General features: G+C 59.9%; 25 protein-coding genes and 1 pseudogene. 14 read left to right on the top strand and 12 right to left on the bottom strand.

Going from position 1 to position 26,689, the window contains the following annotated elements:
• Positions 1 to 202: 202 nt before the first annotated feature.
• From uvrD to JQF37_RS06065, 4 genes are all read left to right on the top strand, one after another.
• The gene (uvrD, locus tag JQF37_RS06080) at positions 203 to 2,386 is read left to right on the top strand and encodes a DNA helicase II (protein WP_130205544.1); all 2,184 of its coding nucleotides are present in this window, start codon (positions 203 to 205) and stop codon (positions 2,384 to 2,386) included.
• A gap of 133 nt (positions 2,387 to 2,519) precedes the next feature.
• Positions 2,520 to 2,960, top strand: a complete 441-nt coding sequence (locus tag JQF37_RS06075) for an EamA family transporter (protein ID WP_130205542.1) — start codon at positions 2,520 to 2,522, stop codon at positions 2,958 to 2,960.
• 179 nt (positions 2,961 to 3,139) lie between these two features.
• Complete coding sequence (locus tag JQF37_RS06070; RefSeq protein WP_130205540.1) at positions 3,140 to 4,018, top strand: Tim44 domain-containing protein; 879 nt, start codon at positions 3,140 to 3,142, stop codon at positions 4,016 to 4,018.
• A 141-nt stretch (positions 4,019 to 4,159) separates the two neighbouring features.
• Positions 4,160 to 4,567, top strand: a complete 408-nt coding sequence (locus tag JQF37_RS06065) for an SMI1/KNR4 family protein (RefSeq protein WP_130205538.1) — start codon at positions 4,160 to 4,162, stop codon at positions 4,565 to 4,567.
• 22 nt (positions 4,568 to 4,589) lie between these two features.
• On the opposite strand, the gene JQF37_RS06060 is transcribed toward JQF37_RS06065, so the two are convergent.
• Positions 4,590 to 6,353 (bottom strand): cation:proton antiporter, encoded by a 1,764-nt coding sequence (locus JQF37_RS06060; RefSeq protein WP_204149566.1) that lies wholly within the window; start codon positions 6,351 to 6,353, stop codon positions 4,590 to 4,592.
• Between the two features lie 283 nt (positions 6,354 to 6,636).
• Between JQF37_RS06060 and JQF37_RS06055 the strand changes: the two genes are divergently transcribed.
• Positions 6,637 to 7,119 (top strand): acyl-CoA thioesterase, encoded by a 483-nt coding sequence (locus tag JQF37_RS06055; RefSeq protein WP_003229693.1) that lies wholly within the window; start codon positions 6,637 to 6,639, stop codon positions 7,117 to 7,119.
• A gap of 52 nt (positions 7,120 to 7,171) precedes the next feature.
• On the opposite strand, the gene pdxY is transcribed toward JQF37_RS06055, so the two are convergent.
• The gene (gene pdxY / locus JQF37_RS06050; protein WP_047535295.1) at positions 7,172 to 8,044 is read right to left on the bottom strand and encodes a pyridoxal kinase PdxY; all 873 of its coding nucleotides are present in this window, start codon (positions 8,042 to 8,044) and stop codon (positions 7,172 to 7,174) included.
• 120 nt (positions 8,045 to 8,164) lie between these two features.
• On the opposite strand from pdxY, the gene JQF37_RS06045 reads away from it, so the two are divergent.
• On the top strand, positions 8,165 to 8,578 hold the full coding sequence (locus JQF37_RS06045) for a DUF3301 domain-containing protein (protein ID WP_047535298.1): 414 nt from the start codon (positions 8,165 to 8,167) through the stop codon (positions 8,576 to 8,578).
• A gap of 11 nt (positions 8,579 to 8,589) precedes the next feature.
• Here JQF37_RS06045 and JQF37_RS06040 read toward each other — a convergent pair whose 3' ends face one another.
• Complete coding sequence (locus JQF37_RS06040) at positions 8,590 to 9,561, bottom strand: CobW-like GTP-binding protein (RefSeq protein ID WP_130205534.1); 972 nt, start codon at positions 9,559 to 9,561, stop codon at positions 8,590 to 8,592.
• 26 nt (positions 9,562 to 9,587) lie between these two features.
• Here JQF37_RS06040 and JQF37_RS06035 point away from each other — a divergent pair, with 26 nt between their 5' ends.
• Positions 9,588 to 9,944 carry an NADH:ubiquinone oxidoreductase gene (locus JQF37_RS06035; protein WP_130205532.1) on the top strand — a complete coding sequence of 119 codons (357 nt, stop codon included), beginning with the start codon at positions 9,588 to 9,590 and terminating at the stop codon, positions 9,942 to 9,944.
• 4 nt (positions 9,945 to 9,948) lie between these two features.
• Here the strand turns inward: JQF37_RS06035 and JQF37_RS06030 are convergent, their stop codons facing one another.
• Together JQF37_RS06030 and zigA are read right to left on the bottom strand one after the other, a co-directional pair.
• A complete protein-coding gene (locus JQF37_RS06030; RefSeq protein WP_130205530.1) occupies positions 9,949 to 10,614 on the bottom strand; it encodes a DUF1826 domain-containing protein in 666 nt (221 codons plus the stop codon).
• Positions 10,614 to 11,819, bottom strand: a complete 1,206-nt coding sequence (gene zigA, locus JQF37_RS06025) for a zinc metallochaperone GTPase ZigA (protein ID WP_130205528.1) — start codon at positions 11,817 to 11,819, stop codon at positions 10,614 to 10,616. Before zigA ends, JQF37_RS06030 begins: the two co-directional genes overlap by 1 nt.
• Positions 11,820 to 11,963: 144 nt before the next feature.
• On the opposite strand from zigA, the gene JQF37_RS06020 reads away from it, so the two are divergent.
• Entirely contained in the window at positions 11,964 to 12,341 is a 378-nt protein-coding gene (locus JQF37_RS06020; RefSeq protein ID WP_130205526.1) for a glutamine synthetase, read from the top strand.
• 3 nt (positions 12,342 to 12,344) lie between these two features.
• Here JQF37_RS06020 and JQF37_RS31800 read toward each other — a convergent pair.
• Positions 12,345 to 12,542: pseudogene (locus JQF37_RS31800) on the bottom strand (N-acetylmuramoyl-L-alanine amidase); the annotation flags it as partial.
• A 106-nt stretch (positions 12,543 to 12,648) separates the two neighbouring features.
• Between JQF37_RS31800 and folE2 the strand changes: the two are divergent.
• The 5 genes from folE2 (at position 12,649) to JQF37_RS05990 (ending at position 17,050) form a co-directional block, all read left to right on the top strand.
• Positions 12,649 to 13,545, top strand: a complete 897-nt coding sequence (gene folE2, locus JQF37_RS06010; protein ID WP_130205524.1) for a GTP cyclohydrolase FolE2 — start codon at positions 12,649 to 12,651, stop codon at positions 13,543 to 13,545.
• Positions 13,542 to 14,210, top strand: coding sequence for an ATP-binding cassette domain-containing protein (locus JQF37_RS06005; RefSeq protein ID WP_130205522.1), 669 nt, complete (start codon positions 13,542 to 13,544; stop codon positions 14,208 to 14,210). Before folE2 ends, JQF37_RS06005 begins: the two co-directional genes overlap by 4 nt.
• Positions 14,210 to 15,076 (top strand): metal ABC transporter permease, encoded by an 867-nt coding sequence (locus tag JQF37_RS06000; protein WP_130205520.1) that lies wholly within the window; start codon positions 14,210 to 14,212, stop codon positions 15,074 to 15,076. The genes JQF37_RS06005 and JQF37_RS06000 overlap by 1 nt, the downstream gene beginning before the upstream one ends.
• A gap of 11 nt (positions 15,077 to 15,087) precedes the next feature.
• A complete protein-coding gene (locus tag JQF37_RS05995; protein ID WP_130205518.1) occupies positions 15,088 to 15,963 on the top strand; it encodes a metal ABC transporter substrate-binding protein in 876 nt (291 codons plus the stop codon).
• 181 nt (positions 15,964 to 16,144) lie between these two features.
• The gene (locus JQF37_RS05990; protein WP_130205516.1) at positions 16,145 to 17,050 is read left to right on the top strand and encodes a His/Gly/Thr/Pro-type tRNA ligase C-terminal domain-containing protein; all 906 of its coding nucleotides are present in this window, start codon (positions 16,145 to 16,147) and stop codon (positions 17,048 to 17,050) included.
• A gap of 77 nt (positions 17,051 to 17,127) precedes the next feature.
• Here JQF37_RS05990 and JQF37_RS05985 read toward each other — a convergent pair whose 3' ends face one another.
• The gene (locus JQF37_RS05985; protein ID WP_090326836.1) at positions 17,128 to 17,649 is read right to left on the bottom strand and encodes a DUF3617 domain-containing protein; all 522 of its coding nucleotides are present in this window, start codon (positions 17,647 to 17,649) and stop codon (positions 17,128 to 17,130) included.
• A 133-nt stretch (positions 17,650 to 17,782) separates the two neighbouring features.
• On the opposite strand from JQF37_RS05985, the gene cls reads away from it, so the two are divergent.
• Positions 17,783 to 19,222 (top strand): cardiolipin synthase, encoded by a 1,440-nt coding sequence (gene cls / locus JQF37_RS05980; protein WP_130205514.1) that lies wholly within the window; start codon positions 17,783 to 17,785, stop codon positions 19,220 to 19,222.
• Here the strand turns inward: cls and cfaB are convergent.
• The 5 genes from cfaB to JQF37_RS05955 form a co-directional block, all read right to left on the bottom strand.
• Positions 19,219 to 20,406 carry a C17 cyclopropane fatty acid synthase CfaB gene (cfaB, locus tag JQF37_RS05975; RefSeq protein WP_130205512.1) on the bottom strand — a complete coding sequence of 396 codons (1,188 nt, stop codon included), beginning with the start codon at positions 20,404 to 20,406 and terminating at the stop codon, positions 19,219 to 19,221. The two genes, cls and cfaB, sit on opposite strands and share 4 nt — an antisense overlap.
• 226 nt (positions 20,407 to 20,632) lie before the next feature.
• On the bottom strand, positions 20,633 to 22,540 hold the full coding sequence (locus JQF37_RS05970; RefSeq protein WP_130205510.1) for a cation-translocating P-type ATPase: 1,908 nt from the start codon (positions 22,538 to 22,540) through the stop codon (positions 20,633 to 20,635).
• A complete protein-coding gene (locus JQF37_RS05965) occupies positions 22,537 to 23,595 on the bottom strand; it encodes a protease modulator HflK (RefSeq protein WP_130205508.1) in 1,059 nt (352 codons plus the stop codon). Before JQF37_RS05965 ends, JQF37_RS05970 begins: the two co-directional genes overlap by 4 nt.
• On the bottom strand, positions 23,592 to 24,632 hold the full coding sequence (locus JQF37_RS05960; RefSeq protein ID WP_130205506.1) for a protease modulator HflC: 1,041 nt from the start codon (positions 24,630 to 24,632) through the stop codon (positions 23,592 to 23,594). The genes JQF37_RS05965 and JQF37_RS05960 overlap by 4 nt, the downstream gene beginning before the upstream one ends.
• Positions 24,629 to 26,590 carry a protease modulator HflK gene (locus JQF37_RS05955; RefSeq protein ID WP_130205504.1) on the bottom strand — a complete coding sequence of 654 codons (1,962 nt, stop codon included), beginning with the start codon at positions 26,588 to 26,590 and terminating at the stop codon, positions 24,629 to 24,631. Before JQF37_RS05955 ends, JQF37_RS05960 begins: the two co-directional genes overlap by 4 nt.
• Between the last annotated feature and the right edge of the window lie 99 nt (positions 26,591 to 26,689).

Here is a 26,689-nt window from a genome sequence, read left to right as displayed (position 1 = left end):
TACACAAGCAAATGCCCGGACCAAACAGCTACAGGTCAAAAAACAGTCAAAAGTACGACCACCCGTCTCGGCAGTAAAAGCCGCTGGACAAGGCCGGCCAACGTCTGCAGACAATGACTGACCGGTCGTCCCGTGCGCCTCTTTCATCGGCTAAAACAAAGCGGGGTTTGCCCGGTGTGACGCAGCCCCCTAGAATGCCCCGATGCGCGATGATCTCTCCCTTCTGCTGAACTCCCTCAACGATGCCCAACGGCAGGCCGTAGCAGCCCCCGTGGGTCGTCAGTTGGTCCTGGCCGGTGCTGGTTCCGGTAAAACCCGAGTGCTGGTGCACCGTATCGCCTGGTTGATCCAGGTCGAAAACGCATCGCCTCACTCCATCCTGTCGGTGACCTTTACCAACAAGGCCGCTGCCGAGATGCGTCATCGCATCGAGCAGTTGATGGGTATCAACCCGGCCGGCATGTGGGTCGGCACCTTCCACGGCCTGGCACACCGCTTGTTGCGGGCGCACTGGCAGGAAGCCGGGCTGAGCCAGACCTTCCAGATTCTCGACAGCGACGATCAGCAGCGACTGGTCAAGCGGGTCATCCGCGAGCTGGGCCTGGACGAACAACGCTGGCCGGCCCGTCAGGCCCAATGGTTCATCAACGGGCAGAAAGACGAAGGTCTGCGTCCGCAACACATTCAAGCCAGCGGTGATTTGTTCCTGGCAACCATGCGCAGCATCTATGAAGCCTATGAGGCCGCGTGCCTGCGCGCCGGCGTCATCGACTTCTCCGAACTGCTGTTGCGCGCACTGGACCTGTGGCGCGATCACCCGGGGCTGCTGGCGCATTATCAGAAGCGCTTCCGGCACATTCTGGTGGATGAGTTCCAGGACACCAACGCCGTGCAATACGCCTGGTTGCGCCTACTGGCCAAGGGTGGCGACAGCCTGATGGTGGTTGGCGATGACGATCAGTCGATTTATGGCTGGCGTGGCGCGAAAATCGAGAACATCTATCAGTACTCCGAAGACTTCCCGGACGCCGAAACCATTCGCCTGGAGCAGAACTACCGCTCCACCGCCGGGATTCTCAAGGCCGCCAACGCGTTGATCGCCAACAATACCGGGCGCCTGGGCAAAGAGCTGTGGACTGACGGCGGCGAAGGCGAAGCCATCAATCTATACGCTGCATTCAACGAACACGACGAAGCCCGCTACGTTGTCGAAACCATCGAAAGCGCGCTGAAAACCGGCTTGTCCCGTAGCGATATCGCCATTTTGTATCGCTCCAACGCCCAATCGCGCGTTTTGGAAGAAGCCTTGCTGCGTGAGCGCATCCCTTACCGCATCTACGGTGGGCAGCGCTTCTTCGAACGCGCGGAAATCAAGAACGCCATGGCCTACCTGCGCTTGCTTGAAGGTCGAGGCAACGATGCGGCACTGGAACGGGTGATCAACGTCCCGGCCCGTGGCATTGGCGAGAAAACCGTCGAAGCGATTCGCGACCACGCGCGCCACAGCGATGTGTCGATGTGGGAAGCCATGCGTCAGCTCGTGGCCAACAAGGGCCTGACCGGTCGCGCGGCCAGCGCTCTGGGGGCATTTGTCGAGCTGATCGAAAACCTCGCGGCCAAATGCATGGAGATGCCGCTGCACCTGATGACCCAGACCGTCATCGAGCAGTCCGGGCTGATTGCCTATCACGAAGCGGAAAAAGGCGAGAAAGGCCAGGCCCGGGTCGAAAACCTTGAGGAACTGGTCAGCGCCGCGCGCAACTTCGAAAACAGCGAGGAAGACGAGGACCTGACGCCACTGGCGGCGTTCCTCGGTCATGCGTCGCTGGAGGCCGGGGATACCCAGGCCGACGAGCACGAAGACAGCATTCAGTTGATGACCCTGCACAGCGCCAAGGGCCTGGAATTCCCTTATGTGTTCCTGGTGGGCATGGAAGAAGGCCTGTTCCCGCACAAGATGAGCCTGGAAGAGCCCGGCCGCCTTGAAGAGGAACGGCGTCTGGCCTATGTCGGCATCACCCGGGCCATGCAGAACCTGGTGATGACCTATGCTGAAACCCGACGCCTGTACGGCAGTGAGACCTATAACAAAGTCTCGCGTTTCGTACGCGAAGTGCCGAAAGGCCTGATTCAGGAAGTGCGCCTTTCCAACAGCGTCAGCCGTCCTTTCGGTGGCAACCAGTCGATGAGTGGCAGCAACCTGTTCAGCGGCAGCGAGATCCCGCAGACCGGCTTCAGCCTGGGTCAGACCGTACGCCACTCAGTGTTTGGCGATGGTGTGATCCTCAACTTCGAAGGCGCCGGGGCCCAGGCCCGCGTGCAAGTGAACTTCAGCGAAGGCAGCAAGTGGCTGATGCTGGGGTATGCGAAGCTGGAAGCGATCTAGCTTTTCTGTGGGAGCGAGCTTGCTCGCGATAGCGGTAGATCAGTCGACATTATCTCTGGCTGTCAGTCCGTCATCGCGAGCAAGCTCGCTCTCACAGGATGCAGGCCGACATTTGAATTTAAGGTGCGATGAGATGGGCACAGGCTTCTTTTCTTCCTGGACATTCTGGGCCCTGTTATCGGCGGCATTCGCGGCAATGACTGCCATTTTCGCGAAAGTCGGCATTGAAAACGTCAATTCCGACTTTGCCACCCTGTTGCGAACCATCGTGGTCCTGGTCAGCCTGGCCTTGATTTTGTACGCCACGGGCCAATATCAGTCACTGGGATCGATTTCCACCAAGAGCTATCTGTTCCTGCTGCTGTCGGGGCTGGCCACTGGCGCATCGTGGATTTGCTATTTCCGTGCACTCAAGGTCGGCCCTGCTTCACTGGTCGCCCCGGTGGACAAACTCAGCGTGGTGCTGGTCGCGGTGCTCGGCGTGATCCTGCTGGGTGAAAAACTCGACCTGCGCCAATGGGGCGGAATCGGTCTGATCACGGCCGGCGTCGTCATGCTGGCGTTGCGACGCTAGAGATCTTCCCTACAGAACTTATCCACTCATCCTACAGACCAAAGTTAACAGGCCTTATTGCATTGGCTAAAGCTGAATGAAACCTGTCAAGCAAAAGCCCGAAACACTCTGCCGCTAGCCAGTGACACTTCAGCTGTGCAACATGGCGCGCGTGCCCTCCACAAACGGGAATTCCCTTTATGAAACGTTTTCTTAGCATCGCCATGGCGCTGTGCATTGGCCTGACGATGAGTCTCGACGTCAATGCCGCCAAGCGCTTCGGTGGTGGCAAAAGCGCCGGCGCGGCGCCGACACACCAAACCAGCCAGATGGCACCTTCTTCTCCAGGCATGGGCGGCGCTGCTGCGACCGCTGGCGCTGCAGGTGCCGCGGGTGCCGCAGCCAAGGCCGGCGGTGCTTCGCGCTGGCTCGGCCCTCTGGCCGGTATCGCCGCCGGTGGCCTGCTGGCGTCCATGTTCATGGGCGGCGGCTTCCAGGGCATGCAGATCTTCGACATCCTGATCATGGCGGTCATCGCCTTCCTGATCTTCCGCTTTATTGCCGCTCGTCGTCGCAAGCAGCAGGAGCACATGGCTCCGGCAGGTTACGCACCCATGCAGCGTGAAGTGTTCGAGCAGAAGCCTGCCGGCGGCTCGATCTTCGGCGGTTCGGCCGCACCGGTTGCTGCACGTCCGGTGATCAATGCGCCAGCCTGGTTCAATGAAAAGAACTTCGTCGAAGCGGCCCGAAACCATTTCCAGTCCCTGCAACAACACTGGGATGCCAACGAAATGGACAAGATCGCCGAGTTCGTGACCCCGCAAATGCTGGATTTCCTCAAGCGCGAACGTGCCGATCTGGGCGACGGCTTCCAGTCCACCTACATCGATAACCTCGTTGTACAACTGGACGGTGTGGATGATCGCGCCGACAAGACCATCGCCACCCTGACCTTCAGCGGTGTGTCGAAAACTTCGCGTTTCGACCAGGGCGAAGTGTTCAGCGAAAGCTGGAACATGGAACGTGCCCAGGGCGAGAATCAGCCTTGGCTGGTGGCCGGTATCCGCCAGAACGGTTGATTAACCTCCGCGGCTTACGTGCAGTAATAGAAAACCCCGGGCTCGTGTCCGGGGTTTTCTATTTCACGGTTGCATCTATAGCGAGCTACTGTATAAACCGCCCCATATAAACCGCGCCATTCAAGCAAGAGGATCCCGGACGTGGAAGAAGTCATTGAACAACTGCGTGAAGCCAATGAACCCGTACCGGTTCCACTGGAATTGCCTGACGACGACCAACTGGTAGAGATCGAAGAAGAGCTCTTCATCAACATACCGTTCGTCTTCAAGGAGTTCCTGCTGACCGTCAGCGACGTGGTTTACGGCAGCCTCGAGCCGGTAACCGTCACCGACCCGCAATCGCACACCTACCTGCCGGATGTTGCAGCCAACGCTTGGGACGTCGGCGTGCCGCGCGACCTGATCCCGCTCTGCCAGGACGGCGATAACTACTACTGCGTTGAAGAAGACGGCACCGTGGTGCTGTGGTCCGGCGAAGAAGAGCTGATCACCGAAGAATCCTGGGAATCGGTTTGGCACTGGGCGCGGGACGTCTGGCTGGAAAGCTGAGTGCGCAGACGCCCCCAACGGGTCAATGCCCGGATGAATCCTTGTGATTGTCCAGAGTATCCAGCAACGCAATTTGCATCCTCGTGTGGACGCGGATAAACCAGCGCCACAGCAGCGCCGCCACGGCGGCCGCGACCACGACGATCAGCATCAGCAACTTGTTGGTCGGCAGAATACTGGCCGACAAGGCTGCCAACAGCAGGAAGATCACCAACAGCGAGAGGATCGGGATGACTTCTGCAATCACCCGACGCACTCGCTGTGTGTGGCGCCCGGCCATCTCCGGCTTCACGCCCATTTCCGCCAGCAACATCGACAGAGCCTTGAGCTTGCGATACGCGGCAATCAGGAAGGGCAGCGACAATAGCAGCGCTCCGCCCCAGATCAGCGCCTTCTGCCAGCTCGGATCGCTGATCAAATCTTGCACATAGACGGACATTCGTTCGGCGAAATAAGCGCCGACGAAGAAGATCGCGATCACCAATGCCAGATTGACCCCGACTTGCAGCAGAATTCGTCGAATCATCGATGCCAGCAACGCACCCTCGCCCTGCGGCTGGATGCTGCGAAGCCATTCGCCATACATCCCCAATACTCGTCCCAGGCGCTGCGGCATCACGGCGGCCAGCTTGATCGACAAAGGATCGGCCGCGCGAATCAAATAGGGTGTCAGCAGCGTGGTGATCACCGATACCGCTACCGCCACCGGATACAGGAAATTGCTGGTGACCTGCAGGGTCATGCCCAAGGCAGCGATGATGAAAGAAAATTCGCCGATCTGCGACAGCCCCATCCCCACCCGCAGTGAGGTGCGTCCGTCATTGCCGGCGATAAAGGCGCCAAGACCGCAGGACAGCATCTTGCCGAGCACCACAGCGACGGTGATCACCGCAATCGGCCAGGCATATTGCAGCAGGATCATCGGGTCCAGCATCAGCCCGATGGCGACGAAGAAAATCGCGCTGAACAAATCGCGAACCGGTTCGATCAGGCGCTCGATCTTCAGCAACTGCCGGGACTCGGCCATGATGGCACCGATCAGGAACGCGCCCAGCACCATGCTGTATTCGAGTTTGACCACCAGCAGGCAGAAACCAAAACACAGGCCCAACACCGTGATCAGCAGCATTTCATTGCTCTCGAATCTGGCCACATAGGCCAGCAATCGCGGTACCAACAGAATGCCGATGACCAGCGCGACGATCATGAACAGCGAGAGCTTGCCGACTGTGGAGAACACTTCGCCGGAGCTGACCGTGCCGCTGACCGCGATACTCGATAGCAAAGCGATGATGCCGATGCCCAGAATGTCCTCGACGATCAACACCCCGAAAATCAGCTGCGCAAAGCGCTCATTCTTCATCTTCAGATCGTTGAGCGCCTTGACGATGATGGTGGTCGAGGAAATCGCCAGGATCGCGCCCAGGAACAGCGAATCCATGGTGTTCCAGTCGAACCACCGACCTATCTCGTAACCGATCCAGATCATCAGCACGATTTCCAGGAACGCCGCGATAAACGCTGTGGCGCCCACTTTGAACAACTTGCGCAGACTGAACTCCAGACCCAGGCAGAACATCAGGAAAATCACCCCCAGCTCCGCCAGGGTCTTGATGGTTTCTTCATCGTGGATCAAGCCGAACGGCGGGGTGTATGGGCCAATGATGAAGCCGGCGACGATGTAGCCCAGAACCACCGGTTGCTTGAACCGATGAAAAAGCACGGTCACCACACCTGCGACCAGCATGATGACTGCCAAATCCTGAATGAAACTGATGGCATGCATGGTGTGAGGCTCCTTGACTGACATTGCTCAATCGGACGCAGGAAAAGTCTGATCAAGCAGGGTAATAAATCCGCTTTCCGCGTAGGAATTGCCCTTGGACATGGGCTTTTGAAGGGTAACACCGCGACTTCCGGCAGAAAGGCAGTGCAATATAAGGAAACAGATCGATCCGGCGTGACGGCGGCGCACGCTGCGGCGTCCCGATAACGTTGGTTTGAAAAAACCGTACAGGCACCCGCAGAGGTGCGTCCCCTCAGACCTTGCCTTGACCCGTGAGAATGCTATGGAACCCGGAAACGCCCAGCTGTCGATGACGGTATTGATGACCCCTGACATGGCCAACTTCTCTGGCAATGTTCACGGCGGGACCTTGCTCAAGTACCTCGATGAAGTGGCCTACGCTTGCGCCAGCCGTTATGCCGGCCGCTACGTGGTGACCCTGTCGGTGGACCAGGTGATTTTCCGTGAGCCGATTCATGTCGGCGAACTGGTGACCTTCCTCGCTTCGGTCAACTACACCGGCAACACCTCGATGGAGGTGGGCATCAAGGTCGTGACCGAAAACATTCGTGAGCGCTCGGTGCGCCACACCAACAGCTGCTTCTTCACCATGGTCGCGGTGGATGACCAGCGCAAACCGGCAGCCGTGCCGCCCCTGCAACCGCAAAACAGTGAAGACAAGCGTCGCTACATGCAGGCGCAACAGCGCCGGCAGATTCGCCAGGAACTGGAAAAGCGCTATCAGGAAATCAAGGGCGACGCCTAAGCCGAAGGATCGCAGCCTGAGGCGGGCTGCGATCTTTTTTGCCGCGATCCGCTTACAAACTGATCGAAGTCGCTTCAAACCGCACCCGGGGATGGGCAATCCGGTCCTGCGCCCGCACCAGTTCCAGTTCATAACTGGCGCAGGCCTGGGTTTCCAGCAACACCTCATGCACCGCCGACGCGGCGAACTCGAAAGCGGCCACCAGGCTGTCGCCCAATAGAACGCGGGCCAGGAACAGCCCGGAGGTCAGGTCGCCAACACCCACCGGCTGACGCGGGAACGCCAGCAGCGGACGCTGCAAATGCCAGCTGCCTTCTGCGGTCACCAGGAGCATCTCGAAGACGTCCGGCGTTTTGCCGGGATAGTCCAGATGCTTGACCAGCACCGCCTTCGGACCACGCGTCAGCAACGCTCGCGCCATCGCCAGGCAATCGAACAGCGACTGCGGCTTGCGCCCCGAAAAGCTGTCGAGCTCCAATTGATTCGGGCACATGAAGTCCGCCACGGCGGCGGCCTCTTCCAGCAGGAAATCACTGACTTCCGCCGGCACGCTGCAACCTTTCTCCGGATGCCCCATCACCGGGTCACACAGGTACAAGGCCTTGGGATTCATCGACTTGATCCGCGCCACACCCGTGAGGATGGCCCGGCCCTGGGCCGCACTGCCGAGATAGCCCGACAACACCGCATCGCAATTGCCCAGTTCGCCAATCGCCGCGATACCTTCAACCAGGTCGGGGATCTGATGAGGCGCCAGCACTTCGCCCGTCCATTGGCCGTACTGGGTGTGATTGGAGAACTGCACGGTATTGAGCGGCCACACGTTCACCCCGACCCGCTGCATCGGGAAAACCGCGGCACTGTTGCCAGCGTGGCCGAACACCACGTGGGACTGGATAGCGAGCAGATGGGGTGTACGTTTCATGCGGTGAGTTATCCGTAAAACGATTGAAATTCGAGCCGCGCAGTATGCAACTAAACGCAGCCTGTACGACAGACCAGCGACGCAGTTAAGCTGACACTATCTTGTTGGAGCACCCTGTTGATGCTGACCCTTGGAAATATTTTCGTGCTGATGTTGTTCGCCACGGCGGGCGCTTGGCTTTGGCACAACCACGGCCTGCGCGAACGTGCGCTGGAGCGGGTCAAACAGCATTGCGGCAAGCTCGGGATCGAGTTGCTGGATGGCAATGTGGCGTTGAAAAAAATCGGTTTCATCAAGGATGCCAGTGGTCGCCGACGCCTGGCCCGTGTGTATAACTTCGAATTCACCGTGACGGGCGAAACTCGCCACAACGGCACCATCACCCAGTTCGGCGCCCACAGTGCACAGATCGAATTGGCGCCCTACCCGGCACCGTTCGACGACACGCCACCGGTGGTTGATGTCGCAAGGCCCAGCGCCGAAGTGATCGAACTGAGCCATTGGCGGCAAGAACACAGCAAATGGCGGCCTTGAGCGCGGGTGAGTTAATTCCCTTTCAACCGACACTCGGCGAGGCTTTGCTGCAGTAAGTCGACATCCTGCGGCGCACTGAAAATCAGCTCGATCCGCGAATCCTGCCGCCACTCACTGGCCAGCCATTGCAGCTCTGCATTGTCCAGCGCATTTGCCGAAACCCAACCCTCGACACTGTGGATAACCAGCTTCGCCCGCCGCCAGTCGAGGCTGGTCAGCCACCGGGAAACAAGCGTCACATCGAATGTCTGGCTCGGATGCCAGCGCCAGCCGATGCTCCAGCCGCCCTCCTGTTCCTGACTCAAACAAATCGGCAGCGCCGGATCGCTCCAGATTGCCGGTATTTGCGCCAACCCCCTGGGCATCACAAAGTTATCCACACCCGCCGCTCCCTGAGCCGCCAGTCCCGGCAGTTCGCTCAGTGGCAAGAACGCTTGCTGCGTCCAATACAATGAACGAGCAGGCAACTGCGCAGCGATTCGCTGACGATCACTGGCGTCCAGGCCTTCCGCCTTGTTCAGCAGCAACAAACCGGCACTACCCAACGCGTCCTGTTGCGACTCGGGCAACGCCTTGCCGCTGGCAAGAGCCTGGGCATCAAGCACCATCACACAGGGCTGCACCGCCAACACGCCGACCCACGGCGCCTCGCCCAACTGCCTGAGCAACTGCGCCGGATGCCCCAGCCCGGACGGTTCGATGAACAACCGATCCGGTCGCGCCTTGCGCAGCAGTCGGCCGAGCCCGATCTGAAACGGCGCGCCATTGACGCAACACAAACAGCCCCCGGCGACTTCACCCAGTGCGATACCATCGGCGTCCTGTGTCAGCAGCGCGGCGTCGAGACCGATCTGGCCGAACTCGTTGATCAACACCGCCCAGCGCTCTCCGGCCGGGCGCTGCGCCAACAGGTGCTTGATCAGACTGGTCTTGCCGGCACCCAATGGCCCGGCGATGACGTGGGTGGGAATGTTCTGCAACATGATCGAGGTTTTCTGAGGAGGTAAGGATGCGGTTGAGGGGATGGTCGTTGCTCCTGACGCTGACTTGCGGCGAGGCGCTGGCTCAAGCCTGCATCGTCCACAGTCAGGCTGAAAGGCTCGACGTGAAAGTCTGTCAGCAGAACCGCAACATCCCGGAAAAACTGTTCGCCGACGGCTTTTGCCAACCGAATCTGGCCGGGCAGACAGTCGAGGTGCAGTACCTCGACCAGTGCCCTGCCGGGGCGTTCGGCGTTTGCAGCAATGCTCAAGTCGCCAATATGCCTTACCGGCAGGATATTCACTATTACGGCGTGGCCACCGACGCGGCGTATTTGAAGCCGTTTTGCGAGGCCCAGAGCCACGGCACCTGGCTCAAACCTTGAGCCGCTAGCTCAACCAGTCGAGGGTGAGGATCAAACGCCGCTCGCCAGCAGCGAGTTGCGGCGAGCGGTGAATCAACCCGAAACCTTCGTTGCCGTGCCATTTCTCCCCCTTGAGCAAAGCCACGTCGCCGCTGGCGATCTGCCCGATCAGCGAGTTGTCCTGGGGTTCCGCGTCAGGCTTGCCCAATTGTCGGCGGTCCATCGCGCCTTCCATCAACCACTGGCTGCCGATCCCGGCATAGGTGGTAATCAGCCGCACCGGTACGTGATCGACGTGAAAACGCGGGCACATGGCCTTGTCCAAAACCCGCAGACGCAGGCCGATGCGCTTCGCGCCGAGCAAACAGGCGAACGCACGGACCAGCCACGACAGGTCGGCGATAAAGCCTTCGTAGCCCTGGAGATCACTGAAACGTGAGGCCAATCCGTAGAGATTGGGCTCTGCTTCGTCATCGGGCATTTCCAGTGACAACGACTCGGCCAGCGGCTCGTTCAGGGACAGCAGCAGGGTCGAGAAATCCGCGATATGGGCCGGGAGCTGGCGATTCCAGACAGCGAGGTTCACATCATCGTCGAGGATGCGGGTCAAGGACTCTGGAGTGCCAGCCTGATGTTGATACAGGGTGCGCGTCGCGACCGGGCTGCCGCCTACGGAGGTCAGCGTCAACATCAGGCCACCTCTTCATGCCAGGGACCGAATGGATCTGGCAGCCGCTGCCAGCCCTCGACACCGAGCGCCATTTCTTCTTCGGTCAGCAGGCAGCCATCGAGCTCGTCGGTGAGGTGCGCGAAATCGATGTTCTGGCCGATGAACACCAGCTCCTGTCGACAGTCACCCGTGGCGGCAGTCCAGTGCGCCATGATGCCGGCCGTGTTTTCTTCCTCTTGAGGCCACTGGTCTTTAGGCACGAAACGCCACCAACGTCCGGCAAACCCGTGCCGCATCAGCCCCCCGGCCTGGGACCAACTGCCCGCATCTTTGTACTTGCTCGCCAGCCAGAAAAAACCTTTGGAACGCAGCAGTTTGCCGTTCACCCACGGACGATCGATAAAGCTGAAGAATCGCTGCGGATGGAAGGGGCGGCGCGCACGATAAACCGCAGAAGCGATGCCATATTCTTCGGTTTCCGGCACGTGCTCACCCCGTAGTGCCTGTAGCCAGCCCGGTGCCTCGGCGGCTTTTTCGAAGTCGAATCGACCGGTGTTGAGGATTTTTTTCAGTGGCACTTCGCCCATGACCATCGCGATGATTTCCGCGCGGGCGTTGAGCCGTTCGAGGATCGCCATCAACTCTTGCCGTTCGCGGCTGCTGATCAGGTCGATCTTGCTGATCAGGATGACGTCGGCGAATTCGATCTGTTCGATCAACAGGTCGGTGATCGAACGTTCATCCTCTTCGCCAAGGGTTTCACCCCGGGAGTCGAGGCTGTCGGCGGCCTGGTAGTCGAGCAGGAAGTTCACGCCGTCGACCACGGTGACCATGGTGTCGAGCCGGGCGATGTCGTTGAGGCTTTGGCCGCTTTCGTCGCGGAAGGTGAAAGTTTCCGCGACGGGCAGCGGTTCGGAAATGCCGGTGGACTCGATCAACAAGTAATCAAAACGTCCGTCCACCGCGAGTTTGCTCACTTCCTCGAGCAAGTCTTCGCGCAACGTGCAGCAAATGCAGCCATTGCTCATTTCCACGAGTTTTTCTTCAGCTCTATTGAGGCGCACATCCCGTTGCACCTCGCTACCATCAATGTTGATTTCGCTCATATCGTTGACGATGACAGCGACCCGAAGGTTTTCGCGATTACGTAGTATGTAATTAAGAAGTGTACTTTTTCCGGCACCGAGAAAGCCGGACAACACGGTGACGGGAAGACGATCGGGCATCAGGTGCTCCTCACAAGGAATGCCCGGTCAAATCGTCGGGCTTATTTAAATGTTATAATATAACCAAACAATCAAACCACTCCCTTTTTGCCCGCGATGACAAAAGGCAGAATGTTCAAGCCCCTTCCAACCAAGAGAAACGCCATGCGTAATGCCCTGAAATTGGCGCTGATGAGCGCTGCATTGTTGGTCGCTGTCGATGCCTGGGGGCAAATTCCGACGTTGGCCACCTGCACCCGCAGCGCCAATTTGCTGGCTTGCGTGGACGCCGATGGCAATGCCTACAGCGTCAACACGGTCGGCAGCACGATTTATCTGCGGGGGTTCGAAGCAGTTGGAAAACGCTACTGGGCACAGACCAACAGTCGTTACGGCCAACTGACGTTTTTCACTGGCATCGCCTCTGACGGCGAAACCTGGGTCGGCTATAACCGGCGCGTCGGCTGGACCACGATCAATCGGTTCTCCAGCTCCGGCGGCAGCAGTGCCAGGTTCACCTGCAGCCGAGTTGCTGGCTGCTAGCCAGGCTTGGGACGTTTTCTGCGCCTGCTGCCAGGCGATGTAACTGTTGGCCGGTGGATTCTTCTGAAAGTAGCGCTGCAAACCTTCAAACACGCCGTCAGCCCCTGCCTGCTGATGGCGTGCCGTCACCCATCGCTGGCTGTCGCGGACATTGGAAATGTAGCCGGTTTCCACCAGGACCAACGGCACGTCCGGTGACTGTTGTGCTTGCCTCTGTGCAGGGTGAAAGCCCGCTCGTGAAAAAGGCATCGTCGATTTGACTGTTATAATATAACATGTCAAATCAATTCCCCCGATGGACCTGCTCATGAATGCGCTGACTCTGCCGGATATCGCCGCGCAGGCCCCACGCCAAGCCCTGCCACTGGAGTGGGTGGGCATGTGCGGCATTGCTCTTCCTGTTTTGTTCGATGGCCAACGTTTGGTGGCAACCGCTGATGCCGGAGTGAGCCTTGACGATGGAGAAGCACGCGGCATCCACATGTCGCGTCTTTATCTGGCGCTGGAACAACTGGAACAGGAAACGCTCTCGCCCCCTGTTCTACAGCGAGTGTTACTGCGTTTTCTCGATAGCCACCGAGGGCTTTCCAGCAGCGCATCGATAAAAATTCACACCGATTTACTGTTAAAAAGACCCGCATTGATTAGCCCGCTGGCCGGCTGGAAAAGCTATCCCGTGACCATCGAAGCGCGTTTGAAAAACGCAATGTTCCACGTGGAACTAAAAATCGACCTGCCTTATTCCTCAACCTGTCCCTGTTCAGCGGCACTGGCCCGGCAATTAGTTCAGCAACAGTTCATCACTGATTTCGCCAACACCTCCCTTCAACAGGCCGAAGTGTTGGCGTGGCTCGGGTCAACAAAAGGCATCGTTGCGACGCCGCACAGTCAACGTAGCAGTGCCCAATTGCGTCTTCGTCTGGATGACTATCTGGATGAACTGCCGCTGGTTGCGATCATCAACGACGCCGAAGCGGCCCTCGGTACCGCCGTGCAAACCGCGGTCAAGCGCGCAGACGAGCAAGCCTTCGCCTTGGCCAACGGTCAGAACTTGATGTTCTGTGAGGACGCCGCACGACGTTTGAACCAGGCCCTGAAACGCGCCCCGGGCATCAATGCCTTCCACATTCGAGTCGTCCACGCGGAAAGCCTGCACGCCCACGATGCCGTGGCGGAAAGTCGCTGGAATTGGGAGGACGCATGATCCGTTGCCAAGCCTTGCAATGGGGAGCGCCCGGTCAACCGCTAACGCCACCGATGGATGTCGAATTAGCCAAGGGCAGCCTGACCGCCATTATCGGGGCGAACGGCTCAGGTAAAAGCAGCCTGTTGAAAGTCATCGCAGGCCTGCAAAAGCCCCTGGCTGGCAAGGTTGTGCTGGGGAGTCCACGTCGGGGCGCCCTTTCATTTCTGCCACAGCAACAACACCTGGACCGGCAATTTCCCATCAGCCTCCAGGACTTGGTGGCAGCCGGTTTCTGGGGCAGCAAGCAAGCGCCAGAGACACGCAGGCAACGCCTCGAAGCCGTGCTTGAAAGTTGGCACCTGACCGGTTTGGAACAACGCCCGTTAATGGCCCTGTCCGGCGGCGAACTGCAGCGCGCCCTGCTTGCCCGTTTGAGCCTCGCGGACGCGCCCTTGTTGTTGCTCGATGAACCTCATGCCGCGCTCGATGAATCGGGTCAGGCGCTGCTCTGGGAACACATTCACGCCTGGCATGCCGAGGGCCGGACGTTGGTCGTCGTGTGCCACGACCTGGCCGCCGTTCGCCGACACATGCCCCAAACCCTGCTGATCAAAAGCAGTGGGTGCGTCCTCGGGCAGAGCGTGGACTTGATCCATCAACAGCCGCAAACGCAGGTGGCCTGATGCTCGCTGCCGCCGATCTTTGGCAACCCTTTCACGAGTTCGTCTTCATGCGCCGGGCGTTGCTCGGTGGCCTGACGCTGGCGTGCAGCACAGCGCCGCTTGGCGTATTTCTGATCTTGCGACGCATGAGCCTGATGGGTGATGCGGTGGCCCATGGCATCCTGCCCGGTGCGGCACTGGGCTTCTGGCTGGCCGGTTTGAGCCTCGGCGCACTGACCATCGGCGGTCTCGCCGCAGGCCTTGGCATGGCGGGCCTCGCCGCATGGGTCACCCGTCGCACCGGCCTGCGGGAAGACGCCAGCCTCGCCGCTGTCTACCCGATCTCGCTGGCCAGCGGCGTACTGATCCTCGGGATGGCCGGTAAACGCCTGGACTTGCTGCACCTGCTATTCGGCTCCGCGCTGGCGGTCGATGCTCCGACACTGACCGGCATGTTATGGGTCTGCGGCTTCAGCCTGATCGCCCTGCTGTTGATCTACCGTCCGCTGGTGCTGGACACCCTCGACCCGCTTTTCCTGCAAACCGTCAGCCGGCTCGGTCCACTGGTCCATGGCGTCTTCCTGACGCTCGTGGTGCTGAATCTGGTCATTGGTTTCCAGGCGATCGGGGCCTTGATGGTGGTTGGCTTGATGATGCTGCCGGCCGCCGCTGCGCGCTTCTGGAGCCGTCGACTGCCGGTACTGATCGCCATTGCCGCGCTGCTCGGCAGCGTCTCAGTGTGGCTCGGTCTGCTGCTGTCGTTCCATGACTCGCTTCCCAGCGGTCCCGCCATTGTGCTGGTGGCCGGCGGTTTCTATCTGGTGTCCGTGGTGTTCGGACCGGTGCACGGATTGCTGCGCCGCCCGCCTTTGCTCACATCCCAATGAGGTATTACCCGATGCGCGCTTTACTCGTGCTGTTCAGTTTGATGCTATCGATGTCGCTGTCCGCTGCAGAAAAACTGCAGGTGGTCACCAGTTTCAGCATCCTCGCCGACATGACGCATCAGGTCGGTGGCGAGCATATCCAGATCACCAACATGGTCGGCCCGGACGCCGATGCCCACACTTACGAACCGACGCCAGATGACGCGAAAGCGCTGTTGAAGGCCAAACTCATCATCAAGAATGGCTTGGGTTTCGAACCGTGGCTGGATCGCCTGGTGTCCAGCAGTGAAACCAAAGCACCGTTGATCAGCGCCAGCCACGGCGTCATTCCGCGCTCACTGGAGGAGGACGGCGAATCCATTCCAGACCCCCATGCCTGGCACAACCTGGCGAACACCGAGCTGTATATCAACAACATCGCCAAAGCGCTGATCGCCGCCGATCCCGCGAACAAAGCCGACTACCAACGCAACAGCCAAACCTACCTGAAGCAGATCCACACACTGCTGGCCGAAGCCAAGGCCAAGCTCGGCTCGCTTCCCCCGGGCAATCGCAAGATCGTCACGTCCCATGACGCGTTCGGTTATCTCGGCCAGGCGTATGGAATCGACTTCATGGCGCCTCAGGGCCTGTCGACCGAACGCGAACCTTCGGCCAGCGAAGTCGCTGCGCTGATCACCCAGATTCGTCAGGCCAAGGTCAAAGCGGTGTTCATGGAAAACATCAAGGACGCCCGCCTGCTCAAGCAGATCGCCGACGAAAGCGGGGCGCAGATCGGCGGCACCCTGTACTCCGACGCGCTCGCGTCGAGCGGTCCGGCCAGTACGTTTGCCGGTTTGTTCGAACACAACCTCAATACCCTCTACAACGCGTTGAGCAAACCATGATCCGCAGGAATCCGTCCGGTGATCTACCGCGTTCTGGCGCGCAGCTACAAGGTCCTGCAGAACGAGTTCTGAACATGGCCGTCGGGCGCAGTGGCCGGATAGGAAAAAGGTCTACATGACAAACGATAACGTTTGCCTCTAATGTTCATGCGTGTGATCGAAGCATTCGAGAACAATAACCATGATCAAGATCACCCTCCCCGATGGTTCATTGCGTGAGTACGATCAACCGCTATCCGTTCATGAGGTTGCTGCGAGTATTGGTCCAGGGCTGGCCAATGCGGCAGTAGCAGGCCGGGTGGACGGTGCGCTAGTGGACTGCGAATTCATGATCAAGGCGAACGCCAGGGTCAGCATTGTGACGCCGCAGGAGCCCGATGGGCTGGAAATCCTGCGACGGTCCTGCTCGTTGATGCTGGCCATGGCGGTCAAGCAACTCCATTCCCACGCGCAAATGCGGACGGGCTCGGAGCTGGGTGACGGATTCTTTTGCGAGTTTGCGGTCGAGCGCCCCCTGACCTCGACCGATCTGCCCTTGATCGAAGCGCGCATGCAGTCACTGGCCGCGACCAACCACTCGATACGTCGCCGTGAGACACCCTCTCCCTCCATGCACCCTGATCACTTGTCGGTGTACCGCCTGGGTGACTCCGAGTATTTGACGACTGGCCCGCACGTGCCCACGACCAAGGTCCTGCAAGCATTCGCCCTTGATCACATCAGCGGGACCTTGCAGCAACGGATCTATGGTACGTGCTGGTCCAGCCACCAGGAGCTGCAACAGTGGCGCCTGCCTCCCCAAGTGATGGTGGTGAGCATCGATGAACGTCAGGCGACTTACGCACAATCGGTGACCGAAACCTTGCGCCGCACGGGCGTGCGCGCCGTGGCGGATCTGCGACATGAAAAAGTCGGTTACAAGATTCGCCAGCACAGCCAAACGGTGCCCTACCTGATCGTGATTGGCGAGAAAGAGCAGGCGGGTGGGTTCGTCAGTGTGCGTAGTCGCACCGGCGAGGATTTCGGCAGGATGAAGGTTGAGGCGGCGTGTGAATGGTTGAAGCAACCGGGAAATGAGCACGTGTAAACGCAGCCCCCTCGAGAACCAGCCTCACTCCTGTCAGTCGGCAACGTCTGCAGGAACGGGGCTGGCCCTCGAAGCTTTTACGCCCTTGGCTTCACGGTTCCGCAATCCTGCCCCAACCACACGGCGCGGGTATCGAGACTGCCCTTCTGCTGAATACCGGTGGCATTGAAGGTGCCGTTGACCTTGGTCGTGAACTCACGATCGCTGACGAAAGTAGCGACACCCGCACCTTGCGCCTTCGGACAACTGAAGCGGAATTTCCACTGGTTGCCGTTGCGATCAGTGATTTCCTGCTTGCAGCCCGATTGCGGGTCCGTCAGTGGAATGTTGTCAGTCTTGACCTGCTCCGGGGTCAAGCACGCGCGGATACCCTTACCGCCCATGGTGATGCCCTGCTTTTCCAGCTGCGCGCGCTGTTCAGGGGTCATCTGACTTTGAAGCTGACCGAGGATCAGTTGCAGATCCGGCAGGTTCTGGTCATCGACTTTCATATTGCTTGAGGTCAATTCCCACAAGCCTGGCTGAAGCATTTGCGCCTGAGCGGCCACAGGAAGTGCCAAACCCAGTGCCATGGCCAAACCCAGCAGACGAACGTTCATCGTGTAACTCCTGATCAGTAGTGGCCGTTAGACGTCAGCCACAGGCTTCGGTTCATGGGTCAATTAAATAGCGACATTCTGCCCGGAACATGGTCTGTTACGCATTGAATCTTCAGGAGCAAGGCTGCCCCCCATGGATTATTTTGGCCCCCATATCTTTGGCTACACGATTGCTCTGCTGCACTTTCTGGGCATGATCACGGCGATACACGCGGTGCTGACCGTACGCACCGCCCAGGGATCGATCGCTTGGGCCCTGTCCCTGGTTTTCATACCTTACCTGACGCTCATCCCTTATCTGGTGTTTGGCCGCAGTACGTTCAACGGTTACATCAAGGCCCGGCGCCAGGCCAACGAAGAAATGCGCAAGGCGATCTCCGAGCTCAATTGGCGGCCATGGGTAGAAGAGGCGCTCACAGCTCGCGCCTCCACCGCATACGCATCATTAAGAGCCATGCCGAAGTTGGGCCGTATGCCGTGCCTGGCCAACAACGAAGTGCGACTGTTGATCAACGGTCGAGCCACGTTCGACGCGATTTTCGACGCCATCAGCCACGCAAAGGAAGCCGTCCTGATCCAGTTCTTCATCGTCCACGACGACCGCCTCGGTCAGCGTCTGCGAGATTTGCTGCTGCACAAAGCGGCCGAAGGCGTGGCGATTTACTTGCTGTACGACCGGATTGGCAGTCACTCCCTGCCCCACAGTTATGTGCAGTCGTTGCGCGAGGGCGGCGTCGAGGTCAAGGCCTTCGCGACCCGCAGCGGCTGGCTTAACCGCTTTCAGGTCAACTTTCGTAATCACCGCAAGATCGTCGTCGTTGACGGAGTACTGGGGTTCGTCGGCGGGCACAACGTCGGCGACGAATACATGGGCGAGAAACCGCCCCTGGCCCCTTGGCGCGATACCCATGTGCGCGTCCGCGGCCCGGTGGTCGCGTGCATGCAGGAGTCCTTTGCCGAAGACTGGTTCTGGGCCGCGCGCGCACTGCCGCCCCTGATTCTGCCGGATGTGTACCCGGATGACGGCGTACTCTGCCAATTGCTGGCCAGCGGGCCAGCGGATTCCTACGAAACCTGTTCGTTATTCTTCGTCGAAGCCATTCATGCGGCGACCGAACGGGTGTGGATCACCAGTCCGTATTTCATCCCGGACGAAGCGGTGTTCGCCGCCTTGCGCCTGGCGGTATTGCGTGGGGTGGATGTGCGGCTGCTGCTGCCATCACGACCCGATCACCGAATCGTCTATGCAGCCTCCAGCCTGTATGCCTTCGAAGCGGTGCGTGCCGGGGTGCGCGTGTTCCGCTACCAGCCCGGTTTCCTGCATCAGAAGGTGGTCTTGATCGACAGCGAAATCAGCGCCATTGGCAGCGCCAACCTGGACAACCGTTCGTTCCGGCTGAACTTCGAAGTGATGTTGCTGACGGTCGATAGCGCCTTTGCCGCCGAGGTGGAGCACATGCTCAACGACGACTTCGCCCAGGCGCACGAAATCGCCAAAGAAGAAAGCCGGGAAACCCACCGCCTGCAACAGGTCGGCATGCGGGTCGCCCGGCTTATTTCGCCGATTCTTTAAGGCGTGTAGATGTCGTCACGGGTCCATGGCAGTTCATGGCTGCCATCGGGGTGGGTCTTCACCGCAAGGATCTGGTGCAGGTTGATCCAGCCCCTGGCAAACGCGTAGGCGCATCCTGCCAGGTACAACCGCCAGATCCGCAGCGCTTGATCCGGCACCTCTTTGGCGGCGGCTTCAAGGTTGTCTTCCAGGCGTTCGCTCCAGTGGTCCAGGGTGCGTGCGTAGTGCAGACGCAAGCTCTCGACATCGACGATCTCGAGCCCCGCCTCGCTGATCTCGGCAGAGATCATCGACAGGTGCGGCAGCTCGCCGTTGGGGAATACGTATTTTTCAATGAAATCCCCAGCGCCCCGTCCCACCGGACGACCGTCGGTGTGCTTGGCCGTGATCCCGTGGTTCATCACCAGGCCACCCTCCTTCACCGCACCGAACAAGGTTTTGCAGTACTCGGCCAGGTTGGCGTGACCGACGTGTTCGAACATTCCAACGCTGACAACTTTGTCGAAGCGACCGTCTTGCGGCAAATCGCGGTAGTCGAGCAATTGCAGCTCGACCAGGTCCTCCAGCCCTTCCTCTTTAACGCGCTCACGGGCCAGGGCCAATTGTTCCTTGCTCAGCGTAATGCCGAACACCTTTGCCCCAAACTCACGGGCCGCATACCGCGCCAACCCGCCCCATCCGCAGCCCACATCGAGCAGGTAGTCGCCCGGTTGCAGGCGCAACTTGCGGCACAGGTGGCGGAATTTCGCTTGTTGGGCTTGCTCGAGGGACTCGCTGCCGGTCTCGAAATAAGCGCAGGAATAAGCCATGTCGCTATCGAGCCACAGCTGATAAAACGCATTGGACAGATCGTAGTGGTAGGAAATCGCCTTGGCATCGGTTTCCTTGTCATGGACGGTGCGTACGGGCTGACTGCCATCGTCCTCAGCTATCAGCGCCTGACTCCATTCATCGCACACGCGAATTACGTCGCTGATGGAACCCTCCAGCTCCAGTTTGCCCTCGACAAACGCCGCTCCGAGCGCGTCCAGGCTGGGATGAGTGAACTGGGTAACCATTTGTGGGTCCTTGACCACAATCGTGACGCTGGGCGTCGGCCCCAGATTGAATTCATGGCCGTCCCAGAGTCGCAGGCGTAGCGGTAATTGCAGATTCTGTAAGGCCGGTGGAAGTTGCGCGAGCATGGATAATCCCCCCTTGTTTCAGACGTCTGATCAGAGGGTAGACCATCTTGGAAAAATAGCTGGCTATCGAACTAATAGCGAATTTCTATAATTCGCGGCAAAACGCCCGCTTGCCGCGAATACACAAAATGCCGTGCCCTCACCTTAGATGACTGCGTACAGCGCGCACAGTTCTGAAATCTTTCAACCGGGCATCCTGCGCGCTAGAGCCGCCGCCAAATTGAACTCACTCCCCATCCTTTAACTTGAGCAGCGGTTCTTGAAAACGCAGCAGCCGCCCTGCGTTACCCAGTACCAACAATGTACTGAGGTTATGCAACAACGCCGCAATCATCGCACCCGCCGCACCGAGCCAGCCGAACGCGGCAAAGGCCACAATCGCCAGGGTCCAACCCAGGCCGATGATCACGTTGACCTGCAACGTCTGCCGGCATTGCCGACTCAAGCGCACGCAGGTACCGAGGCGACGCAAGTCGCTGCCGATCAACACGACATCAGCCGACGCTAACGCGATATCCGCGCCGCCCGCGCCCATTGCAACACCAACCACACCCGCCTTGAGCGCCAGCGAATCGTTGATGCCATCCCCCACCACCATCGGCCGGAAACCGCTGCCGATCTCCTTGAGCACGCAGTTCAACTTATCCTCGGGCAAAGCCTGTGCCTGGACGTCACTGATGCCGACATCCCGAGCGAGTGAGTGCGCGACGCTTTGCCGGTCGCCGGTCAGCAACAGCTGCCGACCCAATCCAAGTTCGCGCAATTCATTCAAGGCAAATTTCGCTTCCGGTTTAACGCTGTCGGCCAACAACAGCCAGGCGAGGAATTCACCGTTGAGCGCCAGCCCGGCAATCGGACCGTCGTGGTCTGGAACGTCTGAGGTGGCGATGCCCAATTGGGCAAACAACTCCGGTCGCCCCAGCGCGGCTTCGCCTTGCTCCGTCATGGCCACGACGCCCAAGCCCTGACGTTCATGAATGTTCGACAGCAGCAAAAAATGATCCTGCGCCACCAGCCCGGCCAGCGCCCGACTGACCGGGTGACTGCTGGCGGACCCCAGGCTGGCGGCAAGCTTCAAGACGTGGCTGCGGTCCTCCAGCGGGCTGTCGATGGCTTGCAGGCGCAAGGTGCCGAAAGTCAGGGTTCCGGTCTTGTCGACCACCAGGGATGTCAGGTCTGCCAGCTCTTCAAGAAACGCCGAACTGCGAATCAGAATGCCGTGCCGCGCGGCCACCGCCACCCCGGCAATCGCTGTCGCTGGCGCGGACAACACCAGCGCGCAAGGACAAGCCGCCACCAACACCGCCAGCATGGCTTGAGCATCGTTGGTGATGAACCAGGTCACGGCGGCCAGTAGCAATACCAGCACCATGTAGCTTCCGGCGTAACGCTCCAGCAACCGGGTGATCGGCGGCTTGGAACGTTCGGCGTTTTGCATCAGCGCGATGACTTTGCCGAGGGTCGATTCGCGGCCGGTTCGGGTGACTTCGATGCGCAGCAGGCCATCGAGGTTAATCGCACCGCCGAACACCGGCATGCCGACGCCGGCCTCGATCGGCACCGATTCGCCGGTGATGGACGCAGTGTCCAGACTCGCCTGACCGGACAACACCCGACCATCCGCCGGCACCCGGTCACCGGCGCGCACTTCCACCTGATCGCCCGCCTTGAGCGTACCGTTGTCCACCTCGACGATGGAGCCATCCGCCTGAACCTTGCGTGCATGGCTGCGAGTCAGTTTGCCGAGGGCGTGAATGGCTTCTTGCGAGCCAATGACGCTGCGCTCTTCCAACACGTGACCGAAGATCATGATGATCGGCAGCAACGCCGCCGTCAGCAGATCGCCTGTCGCCCAGGCTCCCAGCATGGCCAAGGCGATCAGTTGATCGGTAATCCCGTGCAAACTCGGATACCGCAGGCTGTACCAGGCCGACCGCATGACCGGAACGGCCACCAATACGGAAGCAAAACCCAGGAGCAATTGGCTGACACCGATCTGATCCGGCGACCACCAGCGCCACAAGAGGCCCAGCGCGAGCAATCCGAGTGCAAGCATGGCCAGCGTCAATTGACGGGCAGCGCTGCGTTGTTCTGCCGAGGACAACATGCTCGGCGCAGCAGTTTGAGCGGTCATTGTGCAGCTCCCTGAATGATCAGGCGGGTATCGTCTTTCGGATCAACCGTGGTGACCGAACCAGCCTGGCCAAGAATCTTCGGTATCCGCTCGCGGTAGATCCGCAGCAACATTTGCGGGTCGGTGCCCTGTTGTTGCGCGTGGGTCAGGCTCAACACCGTGGCCGTATCCGCAGAGGCTTTCGCCAGCCGTTCGCTGGCCTGAGCGTGGGCGACCTGCAGTGTGCGGTCGGCTTGTTCGTTGGCAGTCTGGGTCAACTTCTCCGCTTCTGTGCGCGCGTTAGCCACGGCTTTGTCGGCTTGTTGGCTGGCCGTCAGCACGGCGTTGAAAGCGGTGACCGCAGGGTCTGGCAGATTCGATTGCACATCGACCCGCGACACCTCGATCCCCAGTCCCTGCCCCGTCGCCGCCAATTCAGCCAAGCGTTGATTGATGCCTTGCACCAGATCACCTCGCAGGCGCTCACGTCTTTCGGCTGCCTGATTATCGGCACCGATCAGTTCCGGTCGGGCGACCAGAATGGTGTCCAGGTCACGTGCGGCGGTCAGTGCCACCGCGCTACGGGTCACCATTCGGTCCAGCGCCGGGAGTACATGTTCGCCTTGAAGCACGAAGGCATATGGCTCAGTGACCTTGTAGAACACCCGAACATCCAGTTGCACCACACCGGCATCCCCCGTTAGCAGGTAACCGGAACCTGCCAGTGCATCGCTGATCGGCGTTGCGAAACTGGCCACGCGATCGGCCTGCAATGCGGTGTCGGTACGCAGCAGATTTTCCACGCGACGCTCGATCACCCGGTCCGCCGCCGGTAGCAAAATCACCTGCTCAAACGGTCGCGGCCAGGCCAATAGCAAGCCAGCATTCTGGATGCGATCCAGCGCGCCGAAGTGCAACACCACCGCACGATTTTGTGGGTCTATTTGCCGCACGTTGGAGAACGCCCACGCCAAAGCCGCCAAAACCGTTACCGCGTAAAGCGCGAGAAATGCCAGGCGCCCGGCCTGTATCCAGGGGCTGCTTAACTCATTTGTTCCACGTGGAACCCAACTCATGGCTGCGATCCGGACTTGTTATCGAGGGTTGGCGGGCCATCAACCAGCACCCGGAAAGGTGCGGCATCGGTGCGCAGAATCAGTTTTGTACCCGGCGTGACCACGGTGCCCAAGGTATCGAGCGAGCGTAGAAGGTTGTAAAGCTGTGGTGAACCGGCATAGGCGCGGCCATAAATCTGCGCGGCTTCGACCCGCGATTGCGCCTCGATGTCCGCCGCTTTCACCGTCGCATCGGCCTGGACGATCCGCGCATCACGTTCCGCCGCGGAGCGGATTTGTGCCGCTTCGCGTTTGCCGATGGCCGTGCGTTCGGTGGCGATGGTTTCACGCTCGGCGCGCATGCGATCAACCGTCGCGGTCAGCGTCACCGAAGGCAAGGTCAGGCGTTCGATACCCACTTGCAGTACCCGAACGCCATAGGTGGTCAGCAACTGCTGATCGATTTGCTTACGCAGCTGCGCTTCGAAATCAGCGATGTGAACTTGGCTGGCGTCGGTGTTCACCAGATTGGCGAGATCAAAACTACTGGCCGTGGTCTCCAGTGCCGAGCCGACAAAGGTGCGGATCTGTCGCGCCGCTTCGTCCGGCTGGTTCTGCACAGCGCGCATAAAACGTTGCACATTGTCAGGGTCACCCTGCACCTGCCAGGCCACGTACGCCTGGACAATGATGCGCAAACCGTCGCGCGTGCCGACATCCTGCAAACCGCTGGAGGTGGTGCGCAACCGCAGATCAACCGGGATCGCCGCTTCGAACGGCGCCGGCCAACGCCACCCCAGACCGGGTTCAAGCAAGACCCGCGACGGATTGCCGAAACGGGTAATCACCGTCGCTTCACCCGAGCGCACTTGCACCAGGCTCGCGGCCGCCACCGCAACCGCCACCAGCAACGCGGCCCACCCCATGCGTCGCCAAGGGAAAGGGCCGGCCTCTTGTGGATCGCCGTGATGATGGTGATGACCGTGGTGGTGATGCCCGCCATGGCCGTGATCGTGGCCACTGTGGTCATCATGATCGTGGGTATGCGACTGGCTCAATGGGCGACTCCTGGCTGAGCGGATGGACGCGACGGCGCAGGGTCAGCCGGCAACGTGAACGTACGGAGATCGATGGTCGGCGCATTGCTGCTGCCGCCCAGGCGATGATCGAGGACCAGCAACCTGGCATTGGCCAGGCCCTGGGAAAGTTGACCGAGGTATTGCTCAAGCACGAAGGCCTGGCCCGCACTGGCATAAGCCTTTTTCTCGGCGGCGAATTTCAGGTCGGCAGCCTTGGCCGTCGCATTGATTTCCCGGGCATTCGCCGTGGCCTGATCGCGGGCCATGCTGGCCTGTAACAGGGCCTGGTTGGTGGCTTCGGCGGCGGCACCGCGTTCACGGGCGATCAGGGCTTGCGCGCCGATCTGCGCGGCTTGTACACCGTGATAAGCATTGGCCGCCCCGGCCGGTGGATGAATCGCCTCGACCACCGTGGCGAGAATTTCAACGCCGCTGTCGAGCTTCTGCAGGTCGGCCTGCACGGCCCGGCCAATCTCTTCGGCGAGCCCGACCCGGTCCTCGCCGAGTAAACCGTCAAGGGTTCGCGAGGCGAAGTCGTGGACCAGAATGCGGCTGGCGGTGCTGCGGATCAGGGTCGGCACGTCCGCGCTGTTATAAGTCGCCGCCAGCGCGGATTGATCATCCAGACCGATGCGATAGACAAACCGGACGTCCATGTTGACGATCTGGAAGCTCTGTTTGTCGGCACGGCTGCTGGCAATCACCTGGGATTTGTCATTCACATGGCTGGCGTCCCACAACCGGTTGGCCGTTATCGGCGCCGGGCCTTCGGCGGGGTCGGCCTGCATGGGTGCTGATTTTTCACCCACGCTGGTGGCCAATTCATGAACCACACCGTTTTCGACACTCACCACCCTGCCCAACGGCCAGGGTAAACCTGCCTGTAATCCAGGACCGAATACCGCCACCGGTTTGCCGAAGCGCTCGTAGATCCCCCGCCCTTGCAACGGTATTTCATGAATACCGGTCAGCGACCATCCGACAATGGCGACAACGCCCAGCACCGGCAAAAACGCCCGACGCATGTAAGTGAAGGCCCAGATCTGTCGCAGGTCGATGCCGAAGCGGTTGTGCAATTCGTGCTGCAGGGCCAGCAAGGGTTGCGGCGGCCAGCGCAGCATGTCGGCGATAAAACTGCGCGCCAGCAAAGCAGGTTCGAGTCGATCTCGACGAGGGCTGAACAATGACAACACGGCACGCAGTAGCAATTCGGATGCAACGAGCCCCGGCAGCAGGCCGATCAGTACAGCCAGACGCACCGGCCAGACCGAAGTTTCGTTGCCAAACAACAGGCATGACGCACCGAGTATCAGGCTGATGATTGCCACCCGGATCAACTGTGCCAACGGGCCGGCTTCGGGCCATTGGGCGCTGCCTTCCTGCGTCAGCTGACGCTCAAGAACCAGCAAGCCGAAGCCCAGCAACAGCGCCATGGCAGCGCCGACAGTGGCCGACAACCCCAAGGCTGCGGGCGGTAAATCAAGGTTCCAGGCTTGCTCGACACTGAGCAATGCCAGCAACGCCCAACCACCCAACCACAGTGTTGGCGCACCGATTTGCCCGAGCAGATTCAGCCAGCGCTGACTGATCCGCTCCAGCAGCCGTTCGTACCAGCCCGACGGGGCTTCTGCCTCTGCCGGGGCGACCACCAACGGCGCCTGCGGGCTCATTGCCCGCGCGCGCCATTGCGTCACCCACCCGGCGGATTGCAAGCCTGCAACCAGCACCAGCAACGCGGCACTCTGATTGAACAACAGGGCAGGCCAAAGGGATTGCGGCGCAAACAGCCCGACAAAAAAACCCGACACCAGGCCCATCGCCGCGAGCACGCCCAGACCGATGGCGAGCAGGCGCAATCGTCGCCCCTGAAAAACGGCCTGCTGAAAGCGCGGCAGTCCAGCTGCCTGCGCTCCTTCCTCATCGAGATCGACTTGCATACCACCCCAGTGTTTACATTAGCCAACGTCACATTTCGTTACGATATAACGCAACGCGTGAAATTTCCGTACATATTTGCGCTATCTAAAAATGCTCGA

Source organism: Pseudomonas sp. MIL9 (assembly GCF_016887925.1).
In the GTDB taxonomy this organism is placed as follows: Bacteria; Pseudomonadota; Gammaproteobacteria; order Pseudomonadales; family Pseudomonadaceae; genus Aquipseudomonas; species Aquipseudomonas mohnii.
Note: the sequence above shows the minus strand (reverse complement) of the source record. Positions and strands in the feature narration are given on the sequence as shown.

Coding starts and splice junctions, on each gene's coding strand:
- cls (WP_130205514.1), top strand. CDS start 17,783: ATGGATTATTTTGGCCCCCATATCTTTGGCTACACGATTGCTCTGCTG.
- JQF37_RS05985 (WP_090326836.1), bottom strand. CDS start 17,649: ATGAACGTTCGTCTGCTGGGTTTGGCCATGGCACTGGGTTTGGCACTT.
- JQF37_RS06075 (WP_130205542.1), top strand. CDS start 2,520: ATGGGCACAGGCTTCTTTTCTTCCTGGACATTCTGGGCCCTGTTATCG.
- JQF37_RS06070 (WP_130205540.1), top strand. CDS start 3,140: ATGAAACGTTTTCTTAGCATCGCCATGGCGCTGTGCATTGGCCTGACG.
- JQF37_RS05990 (WP_130205516.1), top strand. CDS start 16,145: ATGATCAAGATCACCCTCCCCGATGGTTCATTGCGTGAGTACGATCAA.
- JQF37_RS06030 (WP_130205530.1), bottom strand. CDS start 10,614: ATGTTGACGCTGACCTCCGTAGGCGGCAGCCCGGTCGCGACGCGCACC.
- JQF37_RS06045 (WP_047535298.1), top strand. CDS start 8,165: ATGCTGACCCTTGGAAATATTTTCGTGCTGATGTTGTTCGCCACGGCG.
- JQF37_RS05965 (WP_130205508.1), bottom strand. CDS start 23,595: ATGAGTTGGGTTCCACGTGGAACAAATGAGTTAAGCAGCCCCTGGATA.
- uvrD (WP_130205544.1), top strand. CDS start 203: ATGCGCGATGATCTCTCCCTTCTGCTGAACTCCCTCAACGATGCCCAA.
- JQF37_RS06040 (WP_130205534.1), bottom strand. CDS start 9,561: ATGTTGCAGAACATTCCCACCCACGTCATCGCCGGGCCATTGGGTGCC.
- JQF37_RS06020 (WP_130205526.1), top strand. CDS start 11,964: ATGCGTAATGCCCTGAAATTGGCGCTGATGAGCGCTGCATTGTTGGTC.
- zigA (WP_130205528.1), bottom strand. CDS start 11,819: ATGCCCGATCGTCTTCCCGTCACCGTGTTGTCCGGCTTTCTCGGTGCC.
- JQF37_RS05955 (WP_130205504.1), bottom strand. CDS start 26,590: ATGCAAGTCGATCTCGATGAGGAAGGAGCGCAGGCAGCTGGACTGCCG.
- cfaB (WP_130205512.1), bottom strand. CDS start 20,406: ATGCTCGCGCAACTTCCACCGGCCTTACAGAATCTGCAATTACCGCTA.
- folE2 (WP_130205524.1), top strand. CDS start 12,649: ATGAATGCGCTGACTCTGCCGGATATCGCCGCGCAGGCCCCACGCCAA.
- JQF37_RS06000 (WP_130205520.1), top strand. CDS start 14,210: ATGCTCGCTGCCGCCGATCTTTGGCAACCCTTTCACGAGTTCGTCTTC.
- pdxY (WP_047535295.1), bottom strand. CDS start 8,044: ATGAAACGTACACCCCATCTGCTCGCTATCCAGTCCCACGTGGTGTTC.
- JQF37_RS06060 (WP_204149566.1), bottom strand. CDS start 6,353: ATGCATGCCATCAGTTTCATTCAGGATTTGGCAGTCATCATGCTGGTC.
- JQF37_RS05970 (WP_130205510.1), bottom strand. CDS start 22,540: ATGACCGCTCAAACTGCTGCGCCGAGCATGTTGTCCTCGGCAGAACAA.
- JQF37_RS05995 (WP_130205518.1), top strand. CDS start 15,088: ATGCGCGCTTTACTCGTGCTGTTCAGTTTGATGCTATCGATGTCGCTG.
- JQF37_RS06035 (WP_130205532.1), top strand. CDS start 9,588: ATGCGGTTGAGGGGATGGTCGTTGCTCCTGACGCTGACTTGCGGCGAG.
- JQF37_RS06005 (WP_130205522.1), top strand. CDS start 13,542: ATGATCCGTTGCCAAGCCTTGCAATGGGGAGCGCCCGGTCAACCGCTA.
- JQF37_RS06055 (WP_003229693.1), top strand. CDS start 6,637: ATGGAACCCGGAAACGCCCAGCTGTCGATGACGGTATTGATGACCCCT.